General features: G+C 45.9%; 22 protein-coding genes. 13 read left to right on the forward strand and 9 right to left on the reverse strand.

Annotation, left to right across the window (positions count from 1 at the left end; all coding sequences use genetic code 11):
• Position 1 precedes the first annotated feature (1 nt).
• From VCHENC03_RS20575 to VCHENC03_RS20550, 6 genes are all read left to right on the forward strand, one after another.
• Positions 2-1,402: a serine hydrolase domain-containing protein gene (locus tag VCHENC03_RS20575; RefSeq protein WP_032802130.1), complete on the forward strand. Its 1,401-nt coding sequence runs from the start codon at positions 2-4 to the stop codon at positions 1,400-1,402.
• A gap of 98 nt (positions 1,403-1,500) precedes the next feature.
• On the forward strand, positions 1,501-1,821 hold the full coding sequence (gene yqfB / locus VCHENC03_RS20570; protein WP_005432046.1) for a N(4)-acetylcytidine aminohydrolase: 321 nt from the start codon (positions 1,501-1,503) through the stop codon (positions 1,819-1,821).
• A 50-nt stretch (positions 1,822-1,871) separates the two neighbouring features.
• Entirely contained in the window at positions 1,872-2,459 is a 588-nt protein-coding gene (locus VCHENC03_RS20565) for a TetR/AcrR family transcriptional regulator (RefSeq protein WP_009704873.1), read from the forward strand.
• Between the two features lie 102 nt (positions 2,460-2,561).
• Positions 2,562-3,593: an NADP-dependent oxidoreductase gene (locus tag VCHENC03_RS20560; RefSeq protein WP_009704874.1), complete on the forward strand. Its 1,032-nt coding sequence runs from the start codon at positions 2,562-2,564 to the stop codon at positions 3,591-3,593.
• A 14-nt stretch (positions 3,594-3,607) separates the two neighbouring features.
• Positions 3,608-4,225 (forward strand): glutathione S-transferase family protein, encoded by a 618-nt coding sequence (locus tag VCHENC03_RS20555; protein ID WP_009704875.1) that lies wholly within the window; start codon positions 3,608-3,610, stop codon positions 4,223-4,225.
• 294 nt (positions 4,226-4,519) lie between these two features.
• Positions 4,520-5,956, forward strand: coding sequence for a catalase (locus VCHENC03_RS20550; RefSeq protein ID WP_009704876.1), 1,437 nt, complete (start codon positions 4,520-4,522; stop codon positions 5,954-5,956).
• Positions 5,957-6,151: 195 nt separating this feature from the next.
• Here the strand turns inward: VCHENC03_RS20550 and VCHENC03_RS20545 are convergent, their stop codons facing one another.
• Complete coding sequence (locus tag VCHENC03_RS20545) at positions 6,152-7,030, reverse strand: NAD(P)-dependent oxidoreductase (RefSeq protein WP_009704877.1); 879 nt, start codon at positions 7,028-7,030, stop codon at positions 6,152-6,154.
• A 116-nt stretch (positions 7,031-7,146) separates the two neighbouring features.
• On the reverse strand, positions 7,147-7,515 hold the full coding sequence (locus VCHENC03_RS20540) for a DoxX family protein (protein ID WP_009704878.1): 369 nt from the start codon (positions 7,513-7,515) through the stop codon (positions 7,147-7,149).
• Positions 7,516-7,616: 101 nt separating this feature from the next.
• On the opposite strand from VCHENC03_RS20540, the gene VCHENC03_RS20535 reads away from it, so the two are divergent.
• The gene (locus VCHENC03_RS20535) at positions 7,617-8,504 is read left to right on the forward strand and encodes a LysR family transcriptional regulator (protein ID WP_009704879.1); all 888 of its coding nucleotides are present in this window, start codon (positions 7,617-7,619) and stop codon (positions 8,502-8,504) included.
• Between the two features lie 63 nt (positions 8,505-8,567).
• Here VCHENC03_RS20535 and VCHENC03_RS20530 read toward each other — a convergent pair whose 3' ends face one another.
• The gene (locus VCHENC03_RS20530; protein ID WP_009704880.1) at positions 8,568-10,439 is read right to left on the reverse strand and encodes a fructose-specific PTS transporter subunit EIIC; all 1,872 of its coding nucleotides are present in this window, start codon (positions 10,437-10,439) and stop codon (positions 8,568-8,570) included.
• Between the two features lie 232 nt (positions 10,440-10,671).
• Here VCHENC03_RS20530 and VCHENC03_RS20525 point away from each other — a divergent pair, with 232 nt between their 5' ends.
• Together VCHENC03_RS20525 and VCHENC03_RS20520 are read left to right on the forward strand one after the other, a co-directional pair.
• Positions 10,672-10,971 (forward strand): PTS fructose transporter subunit IIB, encoded by a 300-nt coding sequence (locus tag VCHENC03_RS20525; protein WP_005441202.1) that lies wholly within the window; start codon positions 10,672-10,674, stop codon positions 10,969-10,971.
• A gap of 12 nt (positions 10,972-10,983) precedes the next feature.
• A complete protein-coding gene (locus VCHENC03_RS20520; RefSeq protein ID WP_009697159.1) occupies positions 10,984-11,760 on the forward strand; it encodes a PTS sugar transporter subunit IIA in 777 nt (258 codons plus the stop codon).
• A gap of 23 nt (positions 11,761-11,783) precedes the next feature.
• Here VCHENC03_RS20520 and VCHENC03_RS20515 read toward each other — a convergent pair whose 3' ends face one another.
• Positions 11,784-12,626, reverse strand: coding sequence for a helix-turn-helix transcriptional regulator (locus tag VCHENC03_RS20515; RefSeq protein ID WP_005451367.1), 843 nt, complete (start codon positions 12,624-12,626; stop codon positions 11,784-11,786).
• Positions 12,627-13,008: 382 nt separating this feature from the next.
• Between VCHENC03_RS20515 and VCHENC03_RS20510 the strand changes: the two genes are divergently transcribed.
• The 4 genes from VCHENC03_RS20510 (at position 13,009) to VCHENC03_RS20495 (ending at position 18,412) form a co-directional block, all read left to right on the forward strand.
• Positions 13,009-14,916, forward strand: a complete 1,908-nt coding sequence (locus tag VCHENC03_RS20510; protein ID WP_009704881.1) for a PTS fructose transporter subunit IIABC — start codon at positions 13,009-13,011, stop codon at positions 14,914-14,916.
• 76 nt (positions 14,917-14,992) lie between these two features.
• Entirely contained in the window at positions 14,993-16,225 is a 1,233-nt protein-coding gene (gene manA / locus VCHENC03_RS20505; RefSeq protein ID WP_032802131.1) for a mannose-6-phosphate isomerase, class I, read from the forward strand.
• 201 nt (positions 16,226-16,426) lie between these two features.
• Entirely contained in the window at positions 16,427-17,362 is a 936-nt protein-coding gene (locus tag VCHENC03_RS20500; protein WP_009704883.1) for an ADP-ribosylglycohydrolase family protein, read from the forward strand.
• 144 nt (positions 17,363-17,506) lie between these two features.
• Positions 17,507-18,412 carry a LysR family transcriptional regulator gene (locus tag VCHENC03_RS20495; protein ID WP_009704884.1) on the forward strand — a complete coding sequence of 302 codons (906 nt, stop codon included), beginning with the start codon at positions 17,507-17,509 and terminating at the stop codon, positions 18,410-18,412.
• A 66-nt stretch (positions 18,413-18,478) separates the two neighbouring features.
• On the opposite strand, the gene VCHENC03_RS20490 is transcribed toward VCHENC03_RS20495, so the two are convergent.
• From VCHENC03_RS20490 to norW, 5 genes are all read right to left on the reverse strand, one after another.
• A complete protein-coding gene (locus VCHENC03_RS20490; protein WP_009704885.1) occupies positions 18,479-19,474 on the reverse strand; it encodes an HlyD family secretion protein in 996 nt (331 codons plus the stop codon).
• Positions 19,474-19,797, reverse strand: a complete 324-nt coding sequence (locus VCHENC03_RS20485; RefSeq protein WP_009697165.1) for a DUF3302 domain-containing protein — start codon at positions 19,795-19,797, stop codon at positions 19,474-19,476. Before VCHENC03_RS20485 ends, VCHENC03_RS20490 begins: the two co-directional genes overlap by 1 nt.
• Positions 19,798-20,223: 426 nt before the next feature.
• Positions 20,224-21,081: a DUF2608 domain-containing protein gene (locus tag VCHENC03_RS20480; protein ID WP_009697166.1), complete on the reverse strand. Its 858-nt coding sequence runs from the start codon at positions 21,079-21,081 to the stop codon at positions 20,224-20,226.
• Positions 21,082-21,413: 332 nt separating this feature from the next.
• Entirely contained in the window at positions 21,414-21,752 is a 339-nt protein-coding gene (locus VCHENC03_RS20475) for a DUF1971 domain-containing protein (RefSeq protein ID WP_009700543.1), read from the reverse strand.
• A gap of 42 nt (positions 21,753-21,794) precedes the next feature.
• Positions 21,795-22,943: an NADH:flavorubredoxin reductase NorW gene (gene norW / locus VCHENC03_RS20470; protein ID WP_009704886.1), complete on the reverse strand. Its 1,149-nt coding sequence runs from the start codon at positions 22,941-22,943 to the stop codon at positions 21,795-21,797.
• Between the last annotated feature and the right edge of the window lie 4 nt (positions 22,944-22,947).

The following is a 22,947-nucleotide window of genomic DNA, read 5'->3' on the forward strand; positions in this document are numbered from 1 at the left end:
CTTGATTTTAAAAAGAACACTTTCTCGAATTGCATCCAAATCCGCTATTGCCTTAGTTGCTACGCTCTCGTGCCTAACACAAGTACAAGCACAGGAAGACAAACTCTCCGTCATTAACAGTTATATCGACGATCTCTTTACATATAACAAAGCCATGGGCAGCTTCACTATTTTGGATAAAGGTAACGTGGTGCTGGACAAACAAACTGGTTACTCAAACCGTAAAGTTGGTTTATTAGCCAGCCGTGGTTATGTTCCTGCAGACAGCTCAAGCCCATACAAAGTAGCATCTATCTCCAAAACCATGACGGCTACCATGGTGATGCAGTTAATTGAAGCAAATAAGCTTAGTTTGAACACCAAACTGAACGACTTCTTTCCTGAGATTAGCAACGCTGAGCACATCAGCATCAGAGATTTGCTCCAACACCGCTCTGGGTTGGTGAACTTTATTGATGAACCCGACTTTCTGAGTTACTACACAAAACCTCAAACGCAAGCACAAATGATTACGAGATTGGCAGCGCTACCCTCTAACTTTCCACCAGGTAGTCAATATGAATACTCAAACGCAAATTACCTTTTGCTAGGCTATATCATTGAAAAAGTGACGGGAAAGGGCTTTGACGAGGTACTCCGCGCTCAAATCACGCAACCATTGAACTTAACGCACACTCAGTATTGTCTCGATCTTAAGGCGTGCGATATTCACATTACTTCGTTTTATTACTGGAACAACGCATGGGTGGCAATCACACCACACTGGTCGCCAACCGTAACAGGCGCAGCGGCGAGCATTACGTCAACAACACTCGATGTTTCTCGGTTTATTCGGGCACTGTTCCAAGGTGAGTTGCTCCCGAAAGAAGCAGTGCAAATGATGACGAAGGAGTATTTTGGTATTTACAGCCCTGAATACTCGCAACTTGAGCGCTATGGACACGATGGTCTCTTGGAAGGTTATCGCTCGTCAATGCTGTACTTCCCCAAACAAGATGTTGCGATAGTCATCTCAATCAACGGACTTCATGAAACTTATGACGACATTGTGAGAAATATTGTCGGTTTGTACTGTGATGAGAAGGTTGAATTGCCAGATTATGACCGCCCAAACATGACAATGAATGAAGGGCAACTTAAGGCCTTCACGGGAACATACAAAGCCTTGGATGGCAAAAAGGTGGTAGAGGTGTTCATTGATGATGGGGCATTAAAAGCTCAGATGGTAGGTCAACCCTCATTTACTTTCATTCCAATGACGGAAAACGAGTTCGAGAACAAAGCTTTCGGCATCATTTTAACCTTCAGCCCTGTCAAAAATGAACAGGGAAAGACCAATAACGTTAAAGCGAAAAGTGGCAATCATACTGAGACCTACTACCGACTACGCTCCTCGAAATAGCGACTCAGCGCAGGTTTCCTCGGTTAGCACTTTTTTGGATATTTTTCTTAGAGAGCGAGATATACTCTCGCCCTATTACATTAATATGAGCATCGGTTATGTCTTCACATCCAACTAAAATCACCTTCTTTGAATTCCTAACACCACTTATCACTGCGGGTAAAAAGACGATTACGATTCGTGATGAATCAGAAAGCCACTACGTGCCAAACACTGAAGTGGAAGTGTTCACCCTAGAAACAGACCGCAAGGTGTGTGACATCAAAATCCTATCAGTTGCACCACTGAAGTTTGATGACATCAACGAGTTCCACGCAGAACAAGAAGCGATTGAACTGCCAAAACTGAAAGAGCTTATTCGCGAGATCTATCCGAATATAGATGAACTGTATGTGATTGAATACGAACTGATCAAGTAAGAACCATAATTTACTAGACGACTGGTCTAATTGCTTTTATAGTATTGCTCATGAAAGCAAAAACGAACGATACACGCCAACACATTCTCGATGTCGGCTACCAATTGGTAGTGACCAAAGGTTTTACGAGCGTTGGGCTCTCAGAACTTTTAAAGGCAGCGGATGTGCCGAAAGGCTCTTTCTACCATTACTTTAAGTCGAAAGAGCAATTTGGTGAGGCATTGATTGAAGATTACTTCTCTCGCTACCTTAAGATGATCACAGCCCACTTTACTGAAAGTGAAGGCTCTGGTTGCGACCGCCTTTTGAGCTATTTCGAACGCTGGATGGCGATTGAAAATGGCCAATGTAACGCCAACAAATGCTTGGTAGTGAAGTTGAGTGCTGAAGTCTCTGATCTTTCAGAAGCAATGCGCGTAAAACTGGCTTCGGGTGCCACTCAAGTGGTGAAAGCCATCGAAGATTGTGTCCAAGCAGGCATTGAAGACAGTTCTATCCAAGTCGAGTCAGCAGAACAAACCGCCCACTTGATTTACCATCAATGGGTTGGCGCAAGCTTACTCAACAAACTGTATCAGGATCGTTCCGGTTTAATGCGTAGCTTTGAGAGCACTCAAAGTATGCTAAAAGGCAAATAACGAACCACACTTAATCCGCCTTATCTTTACCCAAAAAGTACGGCGGATTTTTTAGGAATCAAAACTAGACGACTGGTCTAATAATTAATATAGGAACTTACCATGACCCAAACGCTCAACCGTCAAATCGTATTGGCTAACCGTCCAAAAGGCTCGCCAGTTCCAGAGAACTTCCGTTTAGAACAGGCTGCCATCCCTACTCCGAGCGAAGGTGAAGTGCTTTTGCGCAGCGTGTATCTGTCTCTTGACCCATATATGCGCGGCCGTATGAATGAAGGCAAATCCTACGCTGATCCTGTAGAGCTAAACGATGTAATGGTTGGCGGAACCGTTTGTCAGGTGGTGGAATCGAAGAACTCTGACTTCCAAACTGGCGAATGGGTGGTAGCTTACACAGGCTGGCAAGATTACGCGCTATCTAACGGCGAAGGTCTGTTTAAATTAGGCAGCGAGCCGACACATCCGTCTTATGCCCTCGGTGTGCTTGGTATGCCTGGCTTTACCGCTTATGTGGGTTTATTGGAAATTGGTCAGCCTAAAGCTGGCGATACCCTAGTTGTTGCAGCTGCAACTGGTGCGGTTGGTTCTATGGTTGGTCAAATAGGTAAGCTAAAAGGTTGTCGTGTAATCGGCGTCGCAGGCGGCGCAGAGAAGTGTCAGTACGCAAAAGAGACCCTAGGCTTTGATGAATGTCTTGATCACACCGCAGATGACTTTGCAGAGCAACTAGCAGCAACATGCGACAAAGGTATCGATGTCTACTTTGAAAACGTCGGCGGTAAAGTCTTTGACGCGGTATTACCTCTGTTAAATGTCGGCGCTCGCGTGCCACTTTGTGGTTTGATTTCTCAATACAACGCGACAGCATTACCAGAAGGTCCAGATCGTATGTCGATGCTGATGGGTAACATTCTGGTTAAACGCATCAAGATGCAAGGCTTCATCATTTTTGACCACTATGAGCAAAGCTACACAAACTTCGTCAAAGATGTAAGCCAATGGCTAGCAGAAGGCAAAATCCGCTATCGCGAACATCTAGTAGAAGGTTTAGAAAACGCGCCAGAGGCATTCATCGGTCTACTGGAAGGCAAAAACTTCGGCAAGCTTGTTATTCAAACCAATCAACCTGTATAAGAAAGGATTCTTCCATGATTAAACTGCATCATTTAAACCAGTCTCGCTCAAAACGCATCATTTGGTTGTTAGAAGAATTGGGAGTGGATTATGAGATCGTGCCTTACCTTCGTGACAGCGTCACCTTCCTTGCACCACCTGAGCTCAAGAGCATTCACCCACTCGGCAAGTCACCTGTATTGGAAGATGGCGACGAGATCGTTACAGAGTCTGGTGCTATCACTGAATACTTAATTGAAAAGTATGCAGATGGACGTTTTGCACCAGAGCGTGGCAGCAAAGCTTACACGCAGTACATTCAATGGCTGCATTTTGCAGAGAGCTCAGCCATGGTTCCCCTGCTGCTCAAGATGTTTGTTGCTAAAGATGGCGCACAGACCAATTTCCTTGCGGACTACGCCGACGCGGAAACCATGAAAGTCATGGGCTACGTTGATCAAAGCCTAGAAGGGAAAACCTACTTTGTAGAAGAGCGATTAACAGGCGCGGATTTCATGATGTCTTTTGTCGTCGATATTTTAAACAAGTTTGGCGTCATTGAGCGCTTCCCATACATCCAACGTTATGGTGAACAGCTCGCGACTCATCCTGCGTTTACTAAAGCAGAAGAACTTGAAGTGAAGTTCGGTTAATCGAGTTGAGACCTTCTCAAACTGTTAAGAATTTCTGTCTATTTCGGGAATCTTTGAAATAGGCAGAAATCATTCACACTAAACATACCTGAATAGCATTTATAATCCACACGACAAATAATGTTAATTGACATAAAGCCATTAATTAACAACAACTTAAAGCATAGGTGATACCTATCACACTGATTGCTAATAACAGTTTTTTTCTTCTCAATTGCAGCGTTATTCTCCTCGCATAACTTTCGGATTCATCCAAAAGACAAGATTTATTATCACTATTGCAAGGAAATTCAAATGAGCAAGAAATTGACTACAGCAGCAGGTTGCCCTGTCGCACATAACCAAAACGTTATGACTGCAGGTCCTCGTGGCCCTCAACTATTACAAGACGTTTGGTTCCTTGAAAAATTGGCACACTTTGACCGCGAAGTGATCCCTGAGCGTCGTATGCACGCAAAAGGTTCTGGTGCTTACGGTACGTTCACAGTAACGCACGACATCACAAAATACACTCGCGCTAAGATCTTCTCTGACATCGGCAAAAAAACAGAACTATTCGCTCGCTTCACTACTGTAGCTGGTGAGCGCGGTGCAGCAGACGCAGAACGCGACATCCGTGGTTTCGCACTAAAATTCTACACTGAAGAAGGTAACTGGGATTTGGTTGGTAACAACACACCAGTATTCTTCCTACGTGACCCACTAAAATTCCCAGACCTAAACCACGCAGTAAAACGCGACCCTCGCACTAACATGCGTAGCTCTACCAACAACTGGGATTTCTGGACATCACTACCAGAAGCATTCCACCAAGTGACTATCGTAATGAGTGACCGTGGTATCCCAGCTTCTTACCGTCATATGCATGGTTTTGGTAGCCACACATTCAGCTTCATCAACGCAGAAAACGAGCGTTACTGGGTGAAATTCCACTTCAAAACTCAGCAAGGCATCAAAAACCTAACTGACCAAGAAGCAGAAGCAATCGTAGGTAAAGACCGCGAAAGCCATCACCGTGACCTTTACGAAGCGATTGAGCGTCAAGACTTCCCTAAATGGAAGATGTACGTACAGATCATGCCTGAGCTAGAAGCGGATGAAGTCAACTTCAACCCATTCGACCTTACACGTGTATGGTCTCAAAAAGACTACCCACTGATCCCAGTTGGTGAGTTTGAACTGAACCGTAACCCAGAAAACTTCTACGCAGAAGTTGAGCAATCTGCGTTCAACCCAGCAGCGGTCGTACCTGGTATCGGCTTCTCTCCAGATAAGATGCTACAAGGTCGTCTGTTCGCTTACGGCGATGCTCAGCGTTACCGTCTAGGTGTGAACCATCATCAAATCCCAGTGAATGCACCTCGTTGCCCAGTTCACAGCTACCACCGCGATGGCGCAATGCGCGTTGATGGCAACTTTGGTTCAACACTAGGTTACGAGCCAAACTACAAACAAGAATGGGCAGAGCAACCAGATTACTCTGAGCCACCTCTACGCATCAATGGCAACGCTGATCACTACGATCACCGTGTAGACGAAGACTACTTCAGCCAAGCGGGTGATCTATTCCGTCTGATGAGCGAAGAGCAACGTCAAACTCTGTTCGACAACACAGCTCGCGCAATGGACGGCGTGCCAGAATTCATCCAACAGCGCCACGTTCAACACGCATACCAAGCGGACGAAGCGTACGGCAAAGGTCTTGAGATTGCACTAGGCTTAAACAAGTAAGCAAACACGGTAATCATCACACTGTGTGATTAAAAGACATAAAAAAGGAGGTGCCCAACAGCACCTCCTGATTTCAAATCACTAATCCTTAATCACTAGCCACAACCAATGCTCAAGGAGATTCATTATGATTAACTTAGATTTCTTTAAGCTCTTTGATACCAAAGAACTGTTTATCTATTACTGATTCATCAACTACTGATTTTTAGCTACCGCTTTGATCAGTACTGATGTATCCATGCGACCTAAACCATCAAGTTGAAGGTCTGCGTATTGCTCATCCACTTTCTTAGTCAGTGGAAGCTCTAGACCCACTCGCTCTGCTTCTTGCAAACAGAAACCCAAGTCTTTGCGCATCCAATCAATAGCGAAGCCAAAATCGAACTTATCTTCCGCCATCGTATTTGCACGGTTTTCCATCTGCCATGAGCCTGCAGCGCCATGCTTCAGCGTTTCTACAACTTGAGCGACGTCCAAGCCTGATTTTTGTGCCAGCAACAAAGCTTCACTCAGACCTTGTAAAACGCCACCAATACAGATTTGGTTTACCATCTTACAACGTTGACCCTGACCGTTTTCACCCAGTAACGTCATCTGCTTCGCGTACACATCCATCGCTGGAGAGACACGATCAAAAACGCTTTGTTCACCACCACACATGATGGTTAGAACACCATTTTCTGCGCCCGCTTGACCACCAGAAACTGGCGCATCAATGAAGTGATTGCCGTACTTAACACACGCTTCAGCCAGCTCAACCGCTAGGTCTGCAGAGGTGGTCGTGTGGTCCACTAACACTGCATCCGCTTTCAAGCCAACCAGAATGCCTTCTTCACCGTAAACAACGCTACGAACGTCATCATCATTGCCCACACAGGTAAAAACGATGTCACAGCCTTCAGCCGCTTCACGTGGTGTTTCACAAGCCACACCTTGGTATTCTTCAGCCCATTTGTCGGCTTTCGCTTTTGTGCGGTTGTATACTTTGGTTTCAAAGCCCGCTTTACTTAGGTAACCAGCCATTGGGTATCCCATCACACCCAGACCAATAAATGCTACTCTTAGTTTTTCCATTGCAAGCCTCCTTGAATTCGAAATAAGTGACGTTTTGAAACTATTACTATTTGAAACAGTTACTATTTGAAACATGTTACTAAAGATTTCAGAACATTACTTGCAATAATTTCGTCTTAAATAAGCGCAACAAACTCAGTTAAAGGCGAAGCCACCAAAAGTGACAATAAAAGCGTCACAATTGACGGAATCGCATCTTTCCAAGTATCAAAACGAAAATGGAAAAACATCGCGCCAACTGAGGTGAAAACAATAAAACTTGCACCTATCGCACTTAACAAGTTGTTCGTCGATAACAAGCCAATTAACATCAAAATTGCCCCCGTTACCTCAATTAGTCCAACCAGAAACATAGCGGCACGGTTCAGACCATATTTATGAAAGAAAGCGAGCTGTGGCTCAAAAATCGGCTTCACCCAACCGATGATTTTGATAGAACTGGCAAACAAGAAAAACGCGATTAACAACCCTTGAATCAACACCATAATTTTAACTCCCGAACAGATGATGGAAGTATTAAAGCATTCCAATTAAAACTTAAGGAGGGTAATGTTTAGCTACTTATCATTCCAAACAGGAATGCACCATGGATAAATTTGATTGTTTGAAAGTCTTTTCTCGTGTCGCCCAGTTAGGTTCATTTACTGCCGCGGCTAACGAACTCAATACCACTCAGAGTGCGGTGAGCAAGAAGATCGCTTGGCTTGAGAGTGAAGTCGGCATCACCTTGTTTCATCGTCATGCTCGCGCTATCAGCTTAACTTCTGGTGGAAAACAATATCTCGAGCTGGCGCAGACACTCATAGAACAAATGGATTCCTTCGAATCGCAGCTTAGACAAGAGCAAGCGTTGGTCTCTGGCGAGCTCAAGCTTTCAGTGCCGAGTGCGTTTAGCGTTCGCTTGTTATCTGCGCCACTGAATGAGTTTCTCAACCAACATCCAGAGCTTAGCGTTGATGTGTCAGTTTCGGACAAGTTTGTCGATTTAGTTGAAGGCAATGTTGATATCGCGATTCGTGCCGCCTACCTAAAAGACTCGGGTTTAAAAGCGCGTTGGTTGATGGATAACGAATTGGTTTACTTCGCGTCTCCCAGTTACCTCGACAAGAACAAACCTATCCATACCGCTAACGATTTGAGCAAACATCTTTGTTTAACCTACTCACTCTCTAATCCATCTAACTTGTGGCGTTTTAGCGATGGAAATGAAACCATTAAAGTCAAAGTGAAAGAGCAGGTGCGAAGTGATAGCCCCGAGATGTTGGTGCAAATGGCAAAGCTTGGGCAAGGCATCGCTGCAATGCCAAAATGGATGGTAGAACAAGAGCTTAACAACGGTGAACTGATTCAAGTACTAACGCAATATCAATCAGTTAAGCTACCAATGTACTTGGTTTACAAAGATAGTGAGTACCAACCTCAGCGCATTCGCACTTTTATTGATTTCTTAGTGCAGCACTTTTCGCAGGGCTAAAAAAAGCTCCATCAAAAATGATGGAGCTAACTAGCAGATAGCCTTAGTTAGGGGGCTACATACTTAAGGGATTCTTTTCGCCTGCAGCAGTGCTGCCGCATTGAGCATCGCGTCTTTAGTGCTGACATCCAGCACCTTCATTTTTCTAAATCGCTCCGGCTCTTTGATGGCGACATCGTGAGCGAAGATAACAAACCTCGCCTTGGCGATATCTTTGTCAGTGATTCGGTTAATGATGCCGTTCGCCCCTTGTGTTTCAACCTTGATCTTAATGCCTAACGCACAGGCAGCTTTTTCTAATGACTTCGCCGCTAAGAAGGTGTGTGCTACACCAGATGGGCAAGACGTTACAGCAAGAATATCTGCCTCACCCTCGCCTTGCACAGACGTATAAGCTTGAGATTGACCAACCGGACTGTCGTCTTCTGTGACCGTCTTCTTTAGCGCAATGACAATCAATGCTGTGGTAAACGAGCCTGCGATTGTGCCAACAATGTAGCCAATCTTGCCATCAACGACTGGCAGTACAATCCAGCCGCCCCACGGAGCATGGTTAATGACATGGAACATAAATCCAATCACGTTACCGACAATGCCACCAGCAACAATCGCAGGCAGTACGCGAGCTGGGTCACCGGCAGCAAACGGAATCGCCCCTTCACTGATGCCAATCATGCCCATGATACCCGCGGCTTTACCTGCCTCACGCTCATCACGTTTAAACTTACTTGGCGATAGGAAAGTCGCTAACGCCATGCCCAGAGGCGGGGTACAGATCGCAATACCGACACCACCCATTAGCCACGGCTGAGTATTCACTTGAGTCTGAGCAAACAAGGTCGCCACTTTGTTGATAGGACCGCCCATGTCAAACGCGGTCATTGCACCCAGTACAGTGCCCAACATCACTTTGCCTGAGCCCGCCATACCTGTAAGTACATCGTTCATGGTCGTCATTGCGCTGGCTATCGGTGAGCCGATCACCCACATCACTGCACCACAGGTGACAAACGTACCAACCAGTGGGTAGATAAAGATGGAGCCGAGCGAACTCATGCTGTCCGGCAATTGAATCTTCTTCAGTAACCAAACCACAAAGCCGGCGAAGAATCCGACCACAATCGCGCCCAAGAAGCCGGTGTTGTAGTGACTAACCGCAATCCATGAGCCAATCATACCCGGAGCTAGACCCGGCTTATCCGCAATCGAATAGGCAATGTACCCCCCCAATACCGCGGTAAACAGCGTCAAGCCTGCGATACCCATCTCAGCGATATCTGCCAGAATACCTTCTTCCGGAACGCCGCCATGGCCTGAAATCATCACAGACAGAGACAACAGTACGCCGCCTGCGACAATAAACGGAATCATATGAGAGGTGCCAAACAGCAAGTGTTCCTTCATTCTGCCGAGCTTTTGCGCCCAAGGGCTGAGTGGCTCAGACGCAAACTCTAAAGGATCGATACCAGAGTCATTCGCGTTCGATTGAATATCAGTAAGTAGCTCGCGCGCTTCCTCCACCGACTCCGCCGCTTTTAACTTATTGACGAAACCATCTTCAATGATTTTGGTGGAAATTTGTGCTAAGACTTCGATGTGGTGATGGTCATCCCCATCCGGAGAAGCCAGCATAAAAAATACGTCAGACAGTTCGCCGTCATCGGCACCGTAATCAATCCCGTTTCGGCTGATGCCCACTGCGACTGCGGGTTTAGCGACTGCATTACTTTTGGCGTGAGGAATGGCAATACCCTCGTCAAAGCCGGTATTGCCAATCTCTTCTCGTTTCCAAATGTCCGCCAAGAACTGACTTTTGCTAGTGAGCTTGCCCGCCGCGTCCAACAATTCGACGAGCTCTTTGAGCGCTTCATCTTTGGTTTGAGCCTGCAAATCCAAGCAAATGGTTTCCGGCTCAATAAGGTTTAATATGTCCATTGTTTGTACCTTGCAATGTTCACGCTCGTGAGTCATGAGTTATTTGTTCCATCTATGACTGTGTACAGAGTAACCAACACTTTCTGTTTTCAATACAGGATAAAAAGTGCATTAACTGGATTAATGTAACATGAGATTTAAACTGTGATAGAGCTCTTGCGATTATCTGCTTTAAATCCATCCTTTCGTCGACCACTATGCTAAAATCCACAAAAAATAAAATGGATAGAACATGAAAATCGTAGCGGTGACAGCGTGCCCTACAGGCATCGCTCATACTTATATGGCGGCAGATGCTCTAATGAAAGCTGCGCCTAAGCACAACGTACAAATTAAGGTCGAGACGCAAGGTGCGATGGGTATTGAGAATCAGCTCACTCCCCACGACATTGCACAGGCGGATCGTGTCTTAATTGTGTCCGATATTGAGATTGAACAACCAGCCCGCTTTGAAGGCACCAACAAAGTCCAAATCCCAATTGAAGATGTGTTACTCAATGTCGATAAAGTGTTCCTCGTGCACTGTCGATGATACGCTGTGCTGATGAACGAATACCAAATCACCTTTTTTGTCGACGATATTAATGCCAGTGCTCACGTAGCGCAGCCCCTCAATCGCGTCGCCAAAAAGTTCAAAAGCACGATACACATCATCAACATAACCCAAAACCGCATCGCTGAACTCACCAAGTCAGTCGCGGTTTTACAGGTCGGCTTGCAGCAAGGCGACCTGTGCCAAATCACTGCCATCGGTATTGATGCCGAGCTTGCTTGTTTCGTTATCAAAGACATCATTGCTGAGAACTTTACCGTTGTGGGTTCCCACATTAATTACGAGTTCTCAAGTCAACTTGCGGAGCGACTTCCCCAGATTTGCCCTCCGTGTGAAATCCAATGGCATTACGCCAAAGCGCACACCGAGCTCACCAAATTTGAGTGCTTGAAAGGGCTAGCTCAGCTTATTCATCCGATTCACCCAGACGAACTCATTCTCGCCTTTATCAAACGTGAAGAGCGGTCCTCAACCGCAGTAACACCGGGCATTGCCCTGCCCCACGTCATGTTCGAAGGTGTAGACCACATTTCTATCGCAGTGATCGCTAACGAGATTCCGATGGATTGGGCATCCAAAATGGGTGAAGTGCATCTTGCTATAGCACTAGTAATGCCGGCGAAACCTACACGCGAACACATTATTGCAGCGACCAACTTAACTCGTAACCTGCTGACCGACCAAATGGCTGAGCGTTTACTGCTAACAAAAAGCAGCGTCGACTTGCAGGCGCTTCTGATGTACGCCATGTCGAGGCTGCTCGCTTAGTCTTTACCGTTTTGATTTCTGTTCTAAATTGAACCGCGATATTCCGTCGGTGTTCTGCCCGTGCGGTTCTTAAAGACTCGGCAAAAGTAGTTTACATCTTTGAATCCACAGCGCACCGACACCTCATTCAACTTAAAGTTGTATTTCTTGAGCATGAACTTCGCGCGGTCTACCCGTACCCACGTAATGTAATCGGCTAACGTCATGTGACCTTGCTGACGGAACAAACGCGACAAATGGTTAGAAGAGATGCTGAATCTCGACGCAATGCTGTCACGCGTAATTGGGCGGTGGAAGTTCTCTTGGATGTAGATACAAATGCCCTGATACAGATCTTGTACTCGGCTGTGCGCCTGCGTCTCAATAGGCGCATCTAACATCGACTTAGCGTATTGCAATAAGGCTTGCAGCAACAACTCATCCATTGGCTTCTTATTGCACTCACGAGCCAATGAGCTCAACGCTTCCAAGATATTATCAATCGCAAATCCAGAACGAGTTTGAATACTGTGCTTTTGGATATCGTAAAAGCTCGCTTCCCCTTTACGTTTGGACACGAGACTCAAACCCAATTGACGGCGACCAAAGAGAATACTTAATACCGAGCAGTCTGTATCCCAGTCAGGTTTATTCCAACAGTTAGGCGGAATAAATATCGCATCACCAGTTTTCGCCACGATATGCGTCACTTTGCGATCATGACTTTCCATTTCATTAATATATTCACCAGACAAAACCAATTCTAATCGAGGGAAGTTAACCTGATAGCTAAATTCAGGTGGTGTATGAAAATCACCAGCAAACCATATATTGTGAAATGGTTCTCGCTCGTTTAATACTGATGAAATCAAATCATGAAAAATCATTTTACGTACTCTTAAACACGCATCCATGATGCTATACCTATAGATATACACCCTACTGGATTTTTGTGCTATTGAGCAAAATCACATTTCCATTTTAAGGTTACAAAAATCCAGTTAACGCATCAATTTTCCAGTCTATCAAATCTTCACCAAAGTCCTTAAACCCTTATATATGGGAGCAATAACACATTTCACTTATGGTTCATCGACTTCCACATAATGTCACAGATATGCAGTAAGTTTATCCAGTAGACGATCTACATCACACTCTAGTCGGGCGGTTACAATCGTCCAGTAAATGCATTTTTTCTTCACTACTGTCTCCGCTTGGTTAATTTCAAAATACCCCTGAAATAAAAATTATATTTATAGGGGTTCGACAATGATCACCAAACTAATAAATGAAGACTTGATTAAGCTTGATCTTCAAGCGACTTCAAAAGAAGACGTATTTAAAGAACTGGTTGCAGTTCTACACGCCCAAGGTCGTATTTCAGACCGAGAGCAATTTCTTGCAGATATAAAAGCACGTGAAGAATTAGGTAACACCGGATTTGAGGATGGCGTTGCTATCCCACACGCGAAAAGTGCCGCGGTTCTTGAACCAGCGGTTGTGATCGGCGTAAGCAAATCAGGTATCGAATACGGCGCAGAAGACGGTTTGCCTTCAAAACTGTTCTTCATGATCGCTTCTCCAGACGGTGGCGATAACCACCATATCGAAGTTCTTGCAGAGCTGTCTTCAAAACTGATTGAAGATGGTTTCATTGATGCGTTCTTAGGTGCAGCAAACAGCCAAGACGCACTGGCACTTCTACTTGCTAAAGAAGAGCCTCAAGTAGTGACAGACGCACCAGTAAACCAAGGCTTCATCATTGGTGTTACTGGTTGTCCTGCGGGCGTTGCGCACACTTACCTAGCGGCAGAAGCGCTAGAGAAAGGTGCAGCAGCGATGGGTTACGAAATCAAGGTTGAAACGAACGGTTCAATCGGTGTGAAAAACAGCCCAACTACAGAAGAAATCGAACGTGCAGACGCAATCATCGTAGCGTGTGACAAACAAGTCGACATGAACCGCTTTGCGGGCAAACGCGTGGTTAAAACTAACGTAAAAGCCCCTATCCGCGATGCTCAAGGTCTGATTAACGAAGCGTTAAGCGCTCCAGAATACCAAGCAGAAGCAAGCAGCAATGCACAAGCGTCTGTTGCAAACAAAGCCTCTCAGGCTCGCTCGGACCTTTACCGCTACTTGATGAACGGCGTATCACACATGATCCCATTCGTTGTCACAGGTGGTCTGTTGATTGCACTTGCTCTTGCAGTCGGTGGTCAGCCAAGTGAAGCGGGCATGGCAATTCCTGAAGGCAGCATGTGGAACCAAATCCTCAACGTAGGTGTGGTTGCCTTTACGCTGATGATCCCAATCCTTGCCGGTTACATTGCTTACGCGATTGCTGACCGTCCTGCTCTAGCTCCTGGCTTGATCGGTGGTTGGATTGCAAACAACGGTTCTTTCTACGGCGCAGACGCTGGTACAGGCTTTATCGGTGCCATCATCGCTGGTCTGCTTGTGGGTTACTTCGTGAAGTGGATTACGTCGATTAACTACCACAAATTCATTCAACCTTTAGTGCCAATCATGATTGCGCCAATCACAGGTTCGCTTTTCATCGCTGGTCTTTTCATCTTCGTTATCGGCGCGCCAATCGCAAGCCTAATGGACGGTCTGACTGCGCTACTAACAAGCATGAGTACAGGTAACGTCGTTCTACTAGGCATCGTACTTGGTGGTATGGCTGGCTTCGATATGGGTGGTCCATTCAACAAGGTCGCATTCCTATTCTCTGTGGGCATGATTGCGAGCGGTCAAACTCAATTTATGGGTGCGATGGCGTGTGCAATCCCTGTTGCACCTCTAGGCATGGCACTGGCAACGGCGCTTGGTCGTAAGTTCGACCTGTTCGAAGAATCAGAAACCGAGGCGGGCAAAGCAGCAGGCGCTATGGGTCTGGTTGGTATCTCTGAAGGTGCGATTCCGTTCGCAGCGCAAGATCCAATGTCAGTGATTCCAGCAAACGTACTTGGCTCAATGGTAGCGGCAGTAATGGCGTTCTCATTCGGCATTACTAACAGTGTTGCTCACGGCGGTCCAGTTGTCGCTCTACTTGGCGCGATGAACCACCCAGTACTTGCTCTGATTTGTATGGCAGCTGGCGCAGTAGTTACCGCAGTAACGTGTGTAACTCTGAAGAAAGTTCGCAAAGCAAAAATGATGCAAGCAGCCGCTTAATACCCCTACCCCCAAATGGCTCCTATGGCTTGGACAATGTCGTCCAAGCCATGATTTTCTCTCATGGTGACACTCTATGTCTGATTTAACGATGTCCGATACACAAACGATTCAAACTCAAGCTAAGCTTCCGATGTTTTTCCTGATGAACAACGTGATTCAAAACTACGCTTGGGGCAGTACTACTTCTGTTAACCAACTGTTTGGCATTGAAAACCCAACGGGCGAACCACAAGCAGAAGTATGGATGGGCGCGCATCCAAACGGTTGCTCATTGGTGATGGTAAACGGTGAGGAGACCAAACTCTCTTCACTGATTGCTCAAGACATGAATGCCTTTCTGAGTGAAGAAGTAGCAAACCGTTTTGGTGAACTTCCATACCTGTTTAAAGTGCTTGCCGCTGAGAAAGCACTGTCGATTCAGGTCCACCCAAACAAACAACAAGCAGAGCTAGGCTTTGCACTGGAAGAAAAACAAGGCATTCCCCTAACCGCTGCAAACCGTAACTACAAAGATCCAAACCACAAACCTGAGTTGGTTTACGCGCTAACCGAATACCAAGCGATGAATGGCTTCCGCCCAACAAGTGAAATCATCAGCTTCTTCTCTGAGCTGGCGATTCCTGAGCTGCAAGGCTTGGTGGGTGACCTTATCGCAAACCAAACACCAACGGGCTTGGCGACCTTCTTCTCGGGTCTACTGTCACTAGAGGGCGAACAGAAAGAGATGGCGCTGACGGTGCTATTGGCTCAAGCTCGCATCACCGACTTACCTCTGTTCAACCTTATTCTTGAGCTAGAGAAGCAATACCCTGGCGATATTGGTTTGTTTGCACCACTGATGCTTAATGTGATTACCCTACAACCGGGGGATGCCATGTTCTTGGATGCAGAAACGCCACACGCTTACTTGAAAGGTACGGGTCTTGAGATCATGGCGAACTCAGACAACGTACTGCGCGCGGGTCTGACACCAAAATACATGGACGTGAAAGAGCTCGTTGCGTGCACACGCTTCAACGAGAAGCCATTCGACAGCTTATTGCTCGCACCAAACGAAATCGACGATATGTTGGCATACCCAATTCCTGTGGACGATTTCAAATTCGCCATCGTTAAACAAGCTCACCAGCGCACTCTTGAAGTTCAAACCGCTGAGATCCTTATGCCTCTGGATACCCAGCTTGTGCTAACTCACGCAAACGGCGAAACATGCGTGGTTGAAAAAGGACAATCAGTTTTCATTCCGGCTTACGCAAAACAGGTTACTTTGGATTGTGAAGGCCGTGTCGCACGCGCTTACAGCTAGTCGTTATTATTAATAGTACGCCACTAAAACCAACGCCTCGCCACTCGCGGGGCGTTTTGCTTTTAACCCTAGTCTTTTTGCCCCTAGTAAAGCAATGGTTAATTAAGCACTATAGTCTTGATCCAAAACAGAAAAATTTCCCTACAAAACCAAGAAACTGTGTAAGACTTATTGAGTAGCCCTGTTGATAAAGGTGGCAAGATGACTCATAGAAACGCTCGCTCTCTTCATGCCATTATCGGCGCACTCGTCGGTGATGCAGCATCTCTCGGATTTCATTGGCTTTACGATCAAGAACTCATCAGGCAGTTTGGTTCTCCGCATCCGGAATTTCATCAACCTAACCGAACTGAATACCATGACAAAGGTTATTTTGCCCACGGTAGCAAGCAAGTCGGTGACCTCACCCACTATGGCGCGCAGCTTGTTGCCATGTTAGACGCTCTGGTTCAAACCGGACACTACGACGAGGCGCGTTACATTCGCTCCTTTCGAGAATGGTTTGATTTTGGTGGTAAATGGCAGGGTTATACAGACAAACCAACTAAGCAAACACTGCTCAACATTCATGAGTTGGAAGCCAAAGAGCTGCGTGTGACCCTATGTGGGGCTGACGACACACAAAACCCTGCATTATCTAAGCTTCCGCCGTTGGTGGCTTTTCACTCCGATGATGACAAACTCGCTAAACTGGTCGACTCCGCAGTGCGGGTTACCAATAACAACGACACCGCAGTTATGTATGCCCAAGCTGTCGCAGTGATGATTCAGATGGCATTGCAAGGCGCTGCGCCCAAAGCATGTGTAATGGCAGCTCAGACGGTTTCTCCAAAGATTGCCAGCGATATTCAACGTGCAGAGGCGATGAGCGGCAGAAACGCCACCAGCGTTGCGGAGTCCGTTGGGATGCATTGCGGTTTAGACGCTTCGTTTGTGGTGATTTGTCATTTGTTGATGAACTCAGAAAGCTACGAAACTACCATGCGTGAGAACATTTACTGTGGCGGCGATTCAAGTGGACGAGCTATTCCGCTCGGTGCCATTCTTGGGGCAAGTTACTACGACACACCAATGTCGATTCCAAATCATTGGATGGATCAAACCGCGCTACCTCGCCGTTTACTGCAGTGTTTATAACCCCTTTCAACCAGCGAAAAGAACGGAACCCATACTCTGGTCTTTTCGTTGGTGATGATTTGAATCTCGCCTGACAGAAATAATCCTCGAAGTCTTTACGCTATCCACCTACATTGAAGATAAAGCAAATCAAAGAGATAGCCTATGGACCTTAACTTGTTAAAAACGTTTGATGCGGTCATGAAGTCAAAAAGCGTCAACGATGCCGCTACCGCGTTAAACATCACTGCGCCCGCCGTGAGTCACGCACTCAGCAAGTTAAGAGATCAATACCAAGATCCCCTCTTTGTTCGTCAAGGCAGAGGTATCGTGCCGACGAATTTCGCAATTGAGCTACACGCAGAAATCAAAGAGCCTTTGAGCCTATTGATCAACGGTTCGAAATCTCGTCAAGAATTCACGCCAGAAACCAGCCAACGCACGTTTCGAATCTCTAGCCATAAAGACATCGATTTAATGCTCGTGCCAGCCTTGGCGAAATACAAATCCCAGCATGCACCCTTGGTTTCTATTGAAGCAGATGTGGAACACTTGAACGAACAAGACCGTCAAGACGATTTGAGACGCCGACGCGTGGACGTGATTCTTGCTACCGTGCCTTTGAAGGATCATGGTTATCACAATGAATTGTTGTTTGAACAAGAACTTATGGTAACAGTGAGCCAAGATCACCCTCGTATTCAGGACGCACTCACGTACGACGACTTCATGCGTGAGTCTCATGTAACTTGGCGAACACAGCGACTCAACACCAACGCTTTAGACTCTTTGATCATCGAAGATACGCTTCCCCCGAGGCAAGTTGCTTACTCCACCGGCTCGACCATGACAGCGCTACAGTTAGTGTCACAAACCGATTGGATATGCGTTACCTCGCGTTGGTTCTCTGATAACTTAGCAAGCAAGCTCGGATTGAATGCGTTCCCCTTGCCCTTTGAAGCCAATAAGGTGCCTATTTACATGACTTGGCACCAATCACAAAAGAGCGACAAAGGGCATGAATGGCTGAGGAATGCAATTAAACAGGCGGTCGCTCAATCCATTGACTAACAGACAAATAATCACAGAACATCCATAGCAACAAGGGCGAAGCCTGCTGCTTCGCCCTTGTTGCTGTTAGCCTTCGAATAACCAGTTTTGCCAACTCTGCATTCTCAGGATCACTTTACGTACGATACTGAACATTTCCCATTTCGGTGAGTACACCGCAACATGTGCATCTGTGCCGGATGGCAATGGCATGTCTTTTACCAAGTCTGGATTATCCAGTTCCACTTTCACTAAGATTCGACCACCAGCAGGAATTTGTTCTGGGTACTTCATATTGCCTGATGGTGATACCGCGCCTTGAGCAAAAATGTCATTCACTTGTGTCACATGCGCCTTGTAAGCATGACCGGGAATGGTATTGAAGGTCACTTCCGCCGGATAGCCGACTTTCACGTATCGTGCTGGCGCTTGTTTAAATGCAGCAAACAGTTGTTTGTCTTCTTTGTGGACGAAGGTCAGGTTTCCTTGAAACGGCACAATGCGACTCTTCATACCCGGACGCAGCGCCACTTGCGTGACATAGCCATCCGTTGGTGCCGTGACGGTGGTTTTGGCTAGTTTAAACTCAGCAACAGCTAACTCTGATTGATATTTGCTCTTATTTGCCTTTTGTTCCAGCAATTGGTTTTCAATATCGTCCACTTTCTCTTGAGAAGAATACCCCTTACGCCCTAACTTTTGGTATCTCTCCAGCTCCGCCTGATAGAAATCAATCGCTGATTCGGTACGACTGATATCACCTTGAATACGGCTCACTTTATCTTTGAACGGTGTATCGTCAATTTGATAGAGAGGGTCACCCGCTTTCACTTGTTGGTTTCCTTGCACATACACTTGAGTAACTATACCTTCTACCTGAGAAGTGATTGGTGTCGTCACACTGTACAAACGCGCCATGCGAGAAACGGGTTGATACATTGCCATATAGAGAAAAATCCATCCCACGATGAACATGCCAATAACGGATGCCGTGGTGAGTGTCCACTTGGTTTTAGGTACACGAAATACTCGAAATACGATAACGCACAGCGCTACGTAACTTAGGATGATAAGAGTTTCCATTATTCGTCCCCTCTCACTTGCTCAAGTTGATTGATACGAACCAGTAGTTGCTCATAATCTTGTTGAGATACCGAAGGCTTAGCACCTAACCAGTTTTGCTTCTCTCCGTCGTACATGGCTGCCCATATCCAAAGAAACGGCCAAATCACATGAAGAAAGAACAAGCTCACCCAACCGGCAATATGAATCGCATCGGCATGGGGATGGTTGCGCTTTTTTGCAATTTCGTAGGGGATATCATGTAAAGCTATCAATCCAAAAATCAGAATTAACAGCACCACAAATAAGATCGCCAGAGAGGCGTAGTCCAACATTAAATTCATTGTGGAAGCTCCTAGTTTAAGACGCTTTAGACGTTTAAGACGATCTAAACAATGCTAAAACGTAACTGAGTGATGACTTTCCTTAAGCTTGTCGCTCCGTCGCAATGAAGAAATTGTAGGATGAGGCTTACATCAGGACTATTGATTCCTATTTAAATGACAGTTTAGTGATATTTAATTGTCTATAAAATCATCAAGTTAGACCTCTATACCCATTCAAATCCTGAATGATTTCAGAATAAGCAGAACAGGATCGAATCTAGCTTTCTACAGGCAGAAAAAAAGCGATACCAACATTGATATCGCTTTGGATAAGGTTGCAAGACCAGTAAATAATCCGAAAAAATCGATTGGACCCCTCCATCTCTCTAAACGGGTATTAATAACCCGGCACAAGCAACAAACCTAAATCACTTTTTCATCTGGTTATTGACCCAAACAAGTGTCACCCATACGTGCAGGCGCAATCTGGTCCAGGACTTTGTTTAACGCTTTCCAATCACTCGCCATCTTATTTGCTTGTTCCTGTGTTAGTACTGCTCCATTTGCTGCAATACGGTCATGCTCTACTTTGGTATAGTGGAAGATTGTCATATCTACTGCTTTGTCATCTTTGTAGGCATTCTTCATATTGACGACGTTCTTCTCACTGTCATCAACAAACACAACGTCACTAAAGCTTTGATCTGTCTTATCTAAAATGTACTCAAGCATGGTGCCTTTGTTCATACCTGTGGTCATCATAATGCCATTGATGTAGCTCAGCGGGCGCTTGGGATTATCGATATAGATAGGCAGTGCGTCTGAACCTTTCTCTTTAAGCGCAGTGCGTGTCATATCAAATTGATTACGCATCATTTCACGCTCTGTGGCGTAACGATAATTTGGAGAACGAGACGTTAGAGCCATCACCGTTAGACCGTCATCTTGCCATCCACGCAACATCGCAGGCACGCCATTTTCGATGGTTTTCATCGGTACTAGCTCGTACAGCATGCCGATAGAGTCTTGAAAAAGACAATCGACTTTATCGCCATCTTTCGGCTTCACATCCAATTTACCGCGTTGCCATTGGTACCAAATATCGCCCCCAATATCGGAAGTCGAAGTCAGCAAAGTATTGTCGATATCAACCACGATCAGTGGATTTTTCCCTGCTTCTTTCAGCTGATTTACTTTAGCCGCAACATCGTTAAAGTTGTTGGTATCTTTGACCTCCACATCTGCCATTGCGTTAGTTGCGAATGCCAGTGCGCAAAATAGAGCCACTTTTTTTAGCGTCATAGTATTTCCTTAAGTTGATTCTTTCCGAATAACTCGAGCTTTTCAATATTAATTACGTTATAACATAACAAAAAATATCGTAACTTTTTGTTACATTCCAACTATATAATTGATATCCATCACATAAATGAGAGCAGGGTTTCGTTTTAACGCTCTTCTCGTCGGAGTTCTGTGTACGCAAACCATTATTCAACATCATTTGTAATCGTCGTAAAGTAAGAGGAAAAAAAAGAGCAGAGACGAATCTCTGCTCTTTTGCCTACGCTTAATGCATAGTGTGATAGTAAACGCTTCTTCCCGACAAATTAGCGCTGTATTCACTTCTGTATGCGTTATTTCTTCTCGTGGAACATCGCTTGCCCACTCTTATCTTTGTTCGACCAGAAATTGATGTTGAACTGAGCATCATCGCTCATCTCAATTCGGTGCCAATATTGCGGAGGACTGGTAGCAAACTGACCTGCATTAATCACCACCACCAATTCTGCTTCTGTGGCATTTTCATCAGCAAAGCCGTAGTAAGTCACTTGCCCTTCCATGACACACAGCTGCCCAAACACACCCTCAGCGGTATTATGATGAGTCAGTAGCGCTGGTGGCACATTGTTTTTAGTGAAGAAAGGCGTTGAACGTTGAACAGTCCAGTCTTTAGGAATTCGTAGATGCGACATAATAATACCCTCTCTAATTACAATTCTTTTCGTTTAAATCGGTTAAACCTGACCGGCTTGAGACAACTCTCGAAGTAATGGAAATGCTTGCGTAACTTGTTCTCCCGTCACGACGAAGCCCATGAGTCGGCTATTTTCATCTTCTGCTTTCGCGGCAATGCCAGTTTGAGAAATCTGCACGCTCCAGTTCGTCACCGAACTAAAATCGCCTGCCAATTGAATTGGGTAGCTCGGCGTTTTCACCTTTACCATCATAGGCGGTAGTTTCAGCTCTGCTTCTTGCCCTAGTAGCTGTTTGCCCAAAGCATTGGCACTTAGCACGATCGGTTGGAGATACGGCATCATTCGGCCTTGGATCTCGGCGCAATCGCCCAATGCAAATACATTGGCAGCTGATGTCTGTAATCGGGCATTCACCTCAATGCCTTTATTGACACTCAACCCACAAGCCTTCGCTAACCAAGTGTTAGCACGTAAACCCGCCGCTGAAATCACTACATCGGCTTCAATTGCTTTACCTTTGCTCAAGCTTGCCACCAGCGAATCATCTGAGTGATTGATCGCGACAACTCCAGTCTCCAAGGCAAGTTGAATACCTTGCTGCTTAAGTTGGTTTTCAAGCGGCAATGCAACGAATTCAGGAATCAAGTTAGCGAGCAAACGGGGATTTGGCTCAACCACCGTAACTGCTTTACCACTGGTTGCGAGATCCATGGCGATCTCGACGCCGATCAAACCACCACCCATTACTAGAATTCGTTTCGCACGACTGATTTGCTCTTCCGCTAATTGATATTCTTGTAGCGAGTTTAGCGTTATCACCTCAGGTGCTGCATCACCAGATATTGGCGGCACAAAGGCTTTCGCGCCTGTCGCAAAGACCAGTTTGGAGTAAGGATAGGTTTGGCCGTTGGCGACCACTTGCTGAGTTTGCACGTCGACCTGCTCAATCATGGTATGGGCGAACAGTTCGATGTTGTGTTCCTGTGCGAACGCCTCACCACTTTTAACCACTAAGTCTTGGGCGGTTTGCTTGTTGCTGAATACATGACTCAAATCAGGCTTGTTGTATTCCGCGCCATCATCAGCAGTAAACACTTGCAGCGGAATATGTACGTCCATTCGACGCACTGTTTTCACCAATTGGTAAGCCGCAAAGCCGCTACCAATAATCACAATAGGTGCTTGCATATTC

The sequence above is a fragment of the Vibrio sp. HENC-03 genome, assembly GCF_000305755.2.
Classification (GTDB): domain Bacteria; phylum Pseudomonadota; class Gammaproteobacteria; order Enterobacterales; family Vibrionaceae; genus Vibrio; species Vibrio owensii.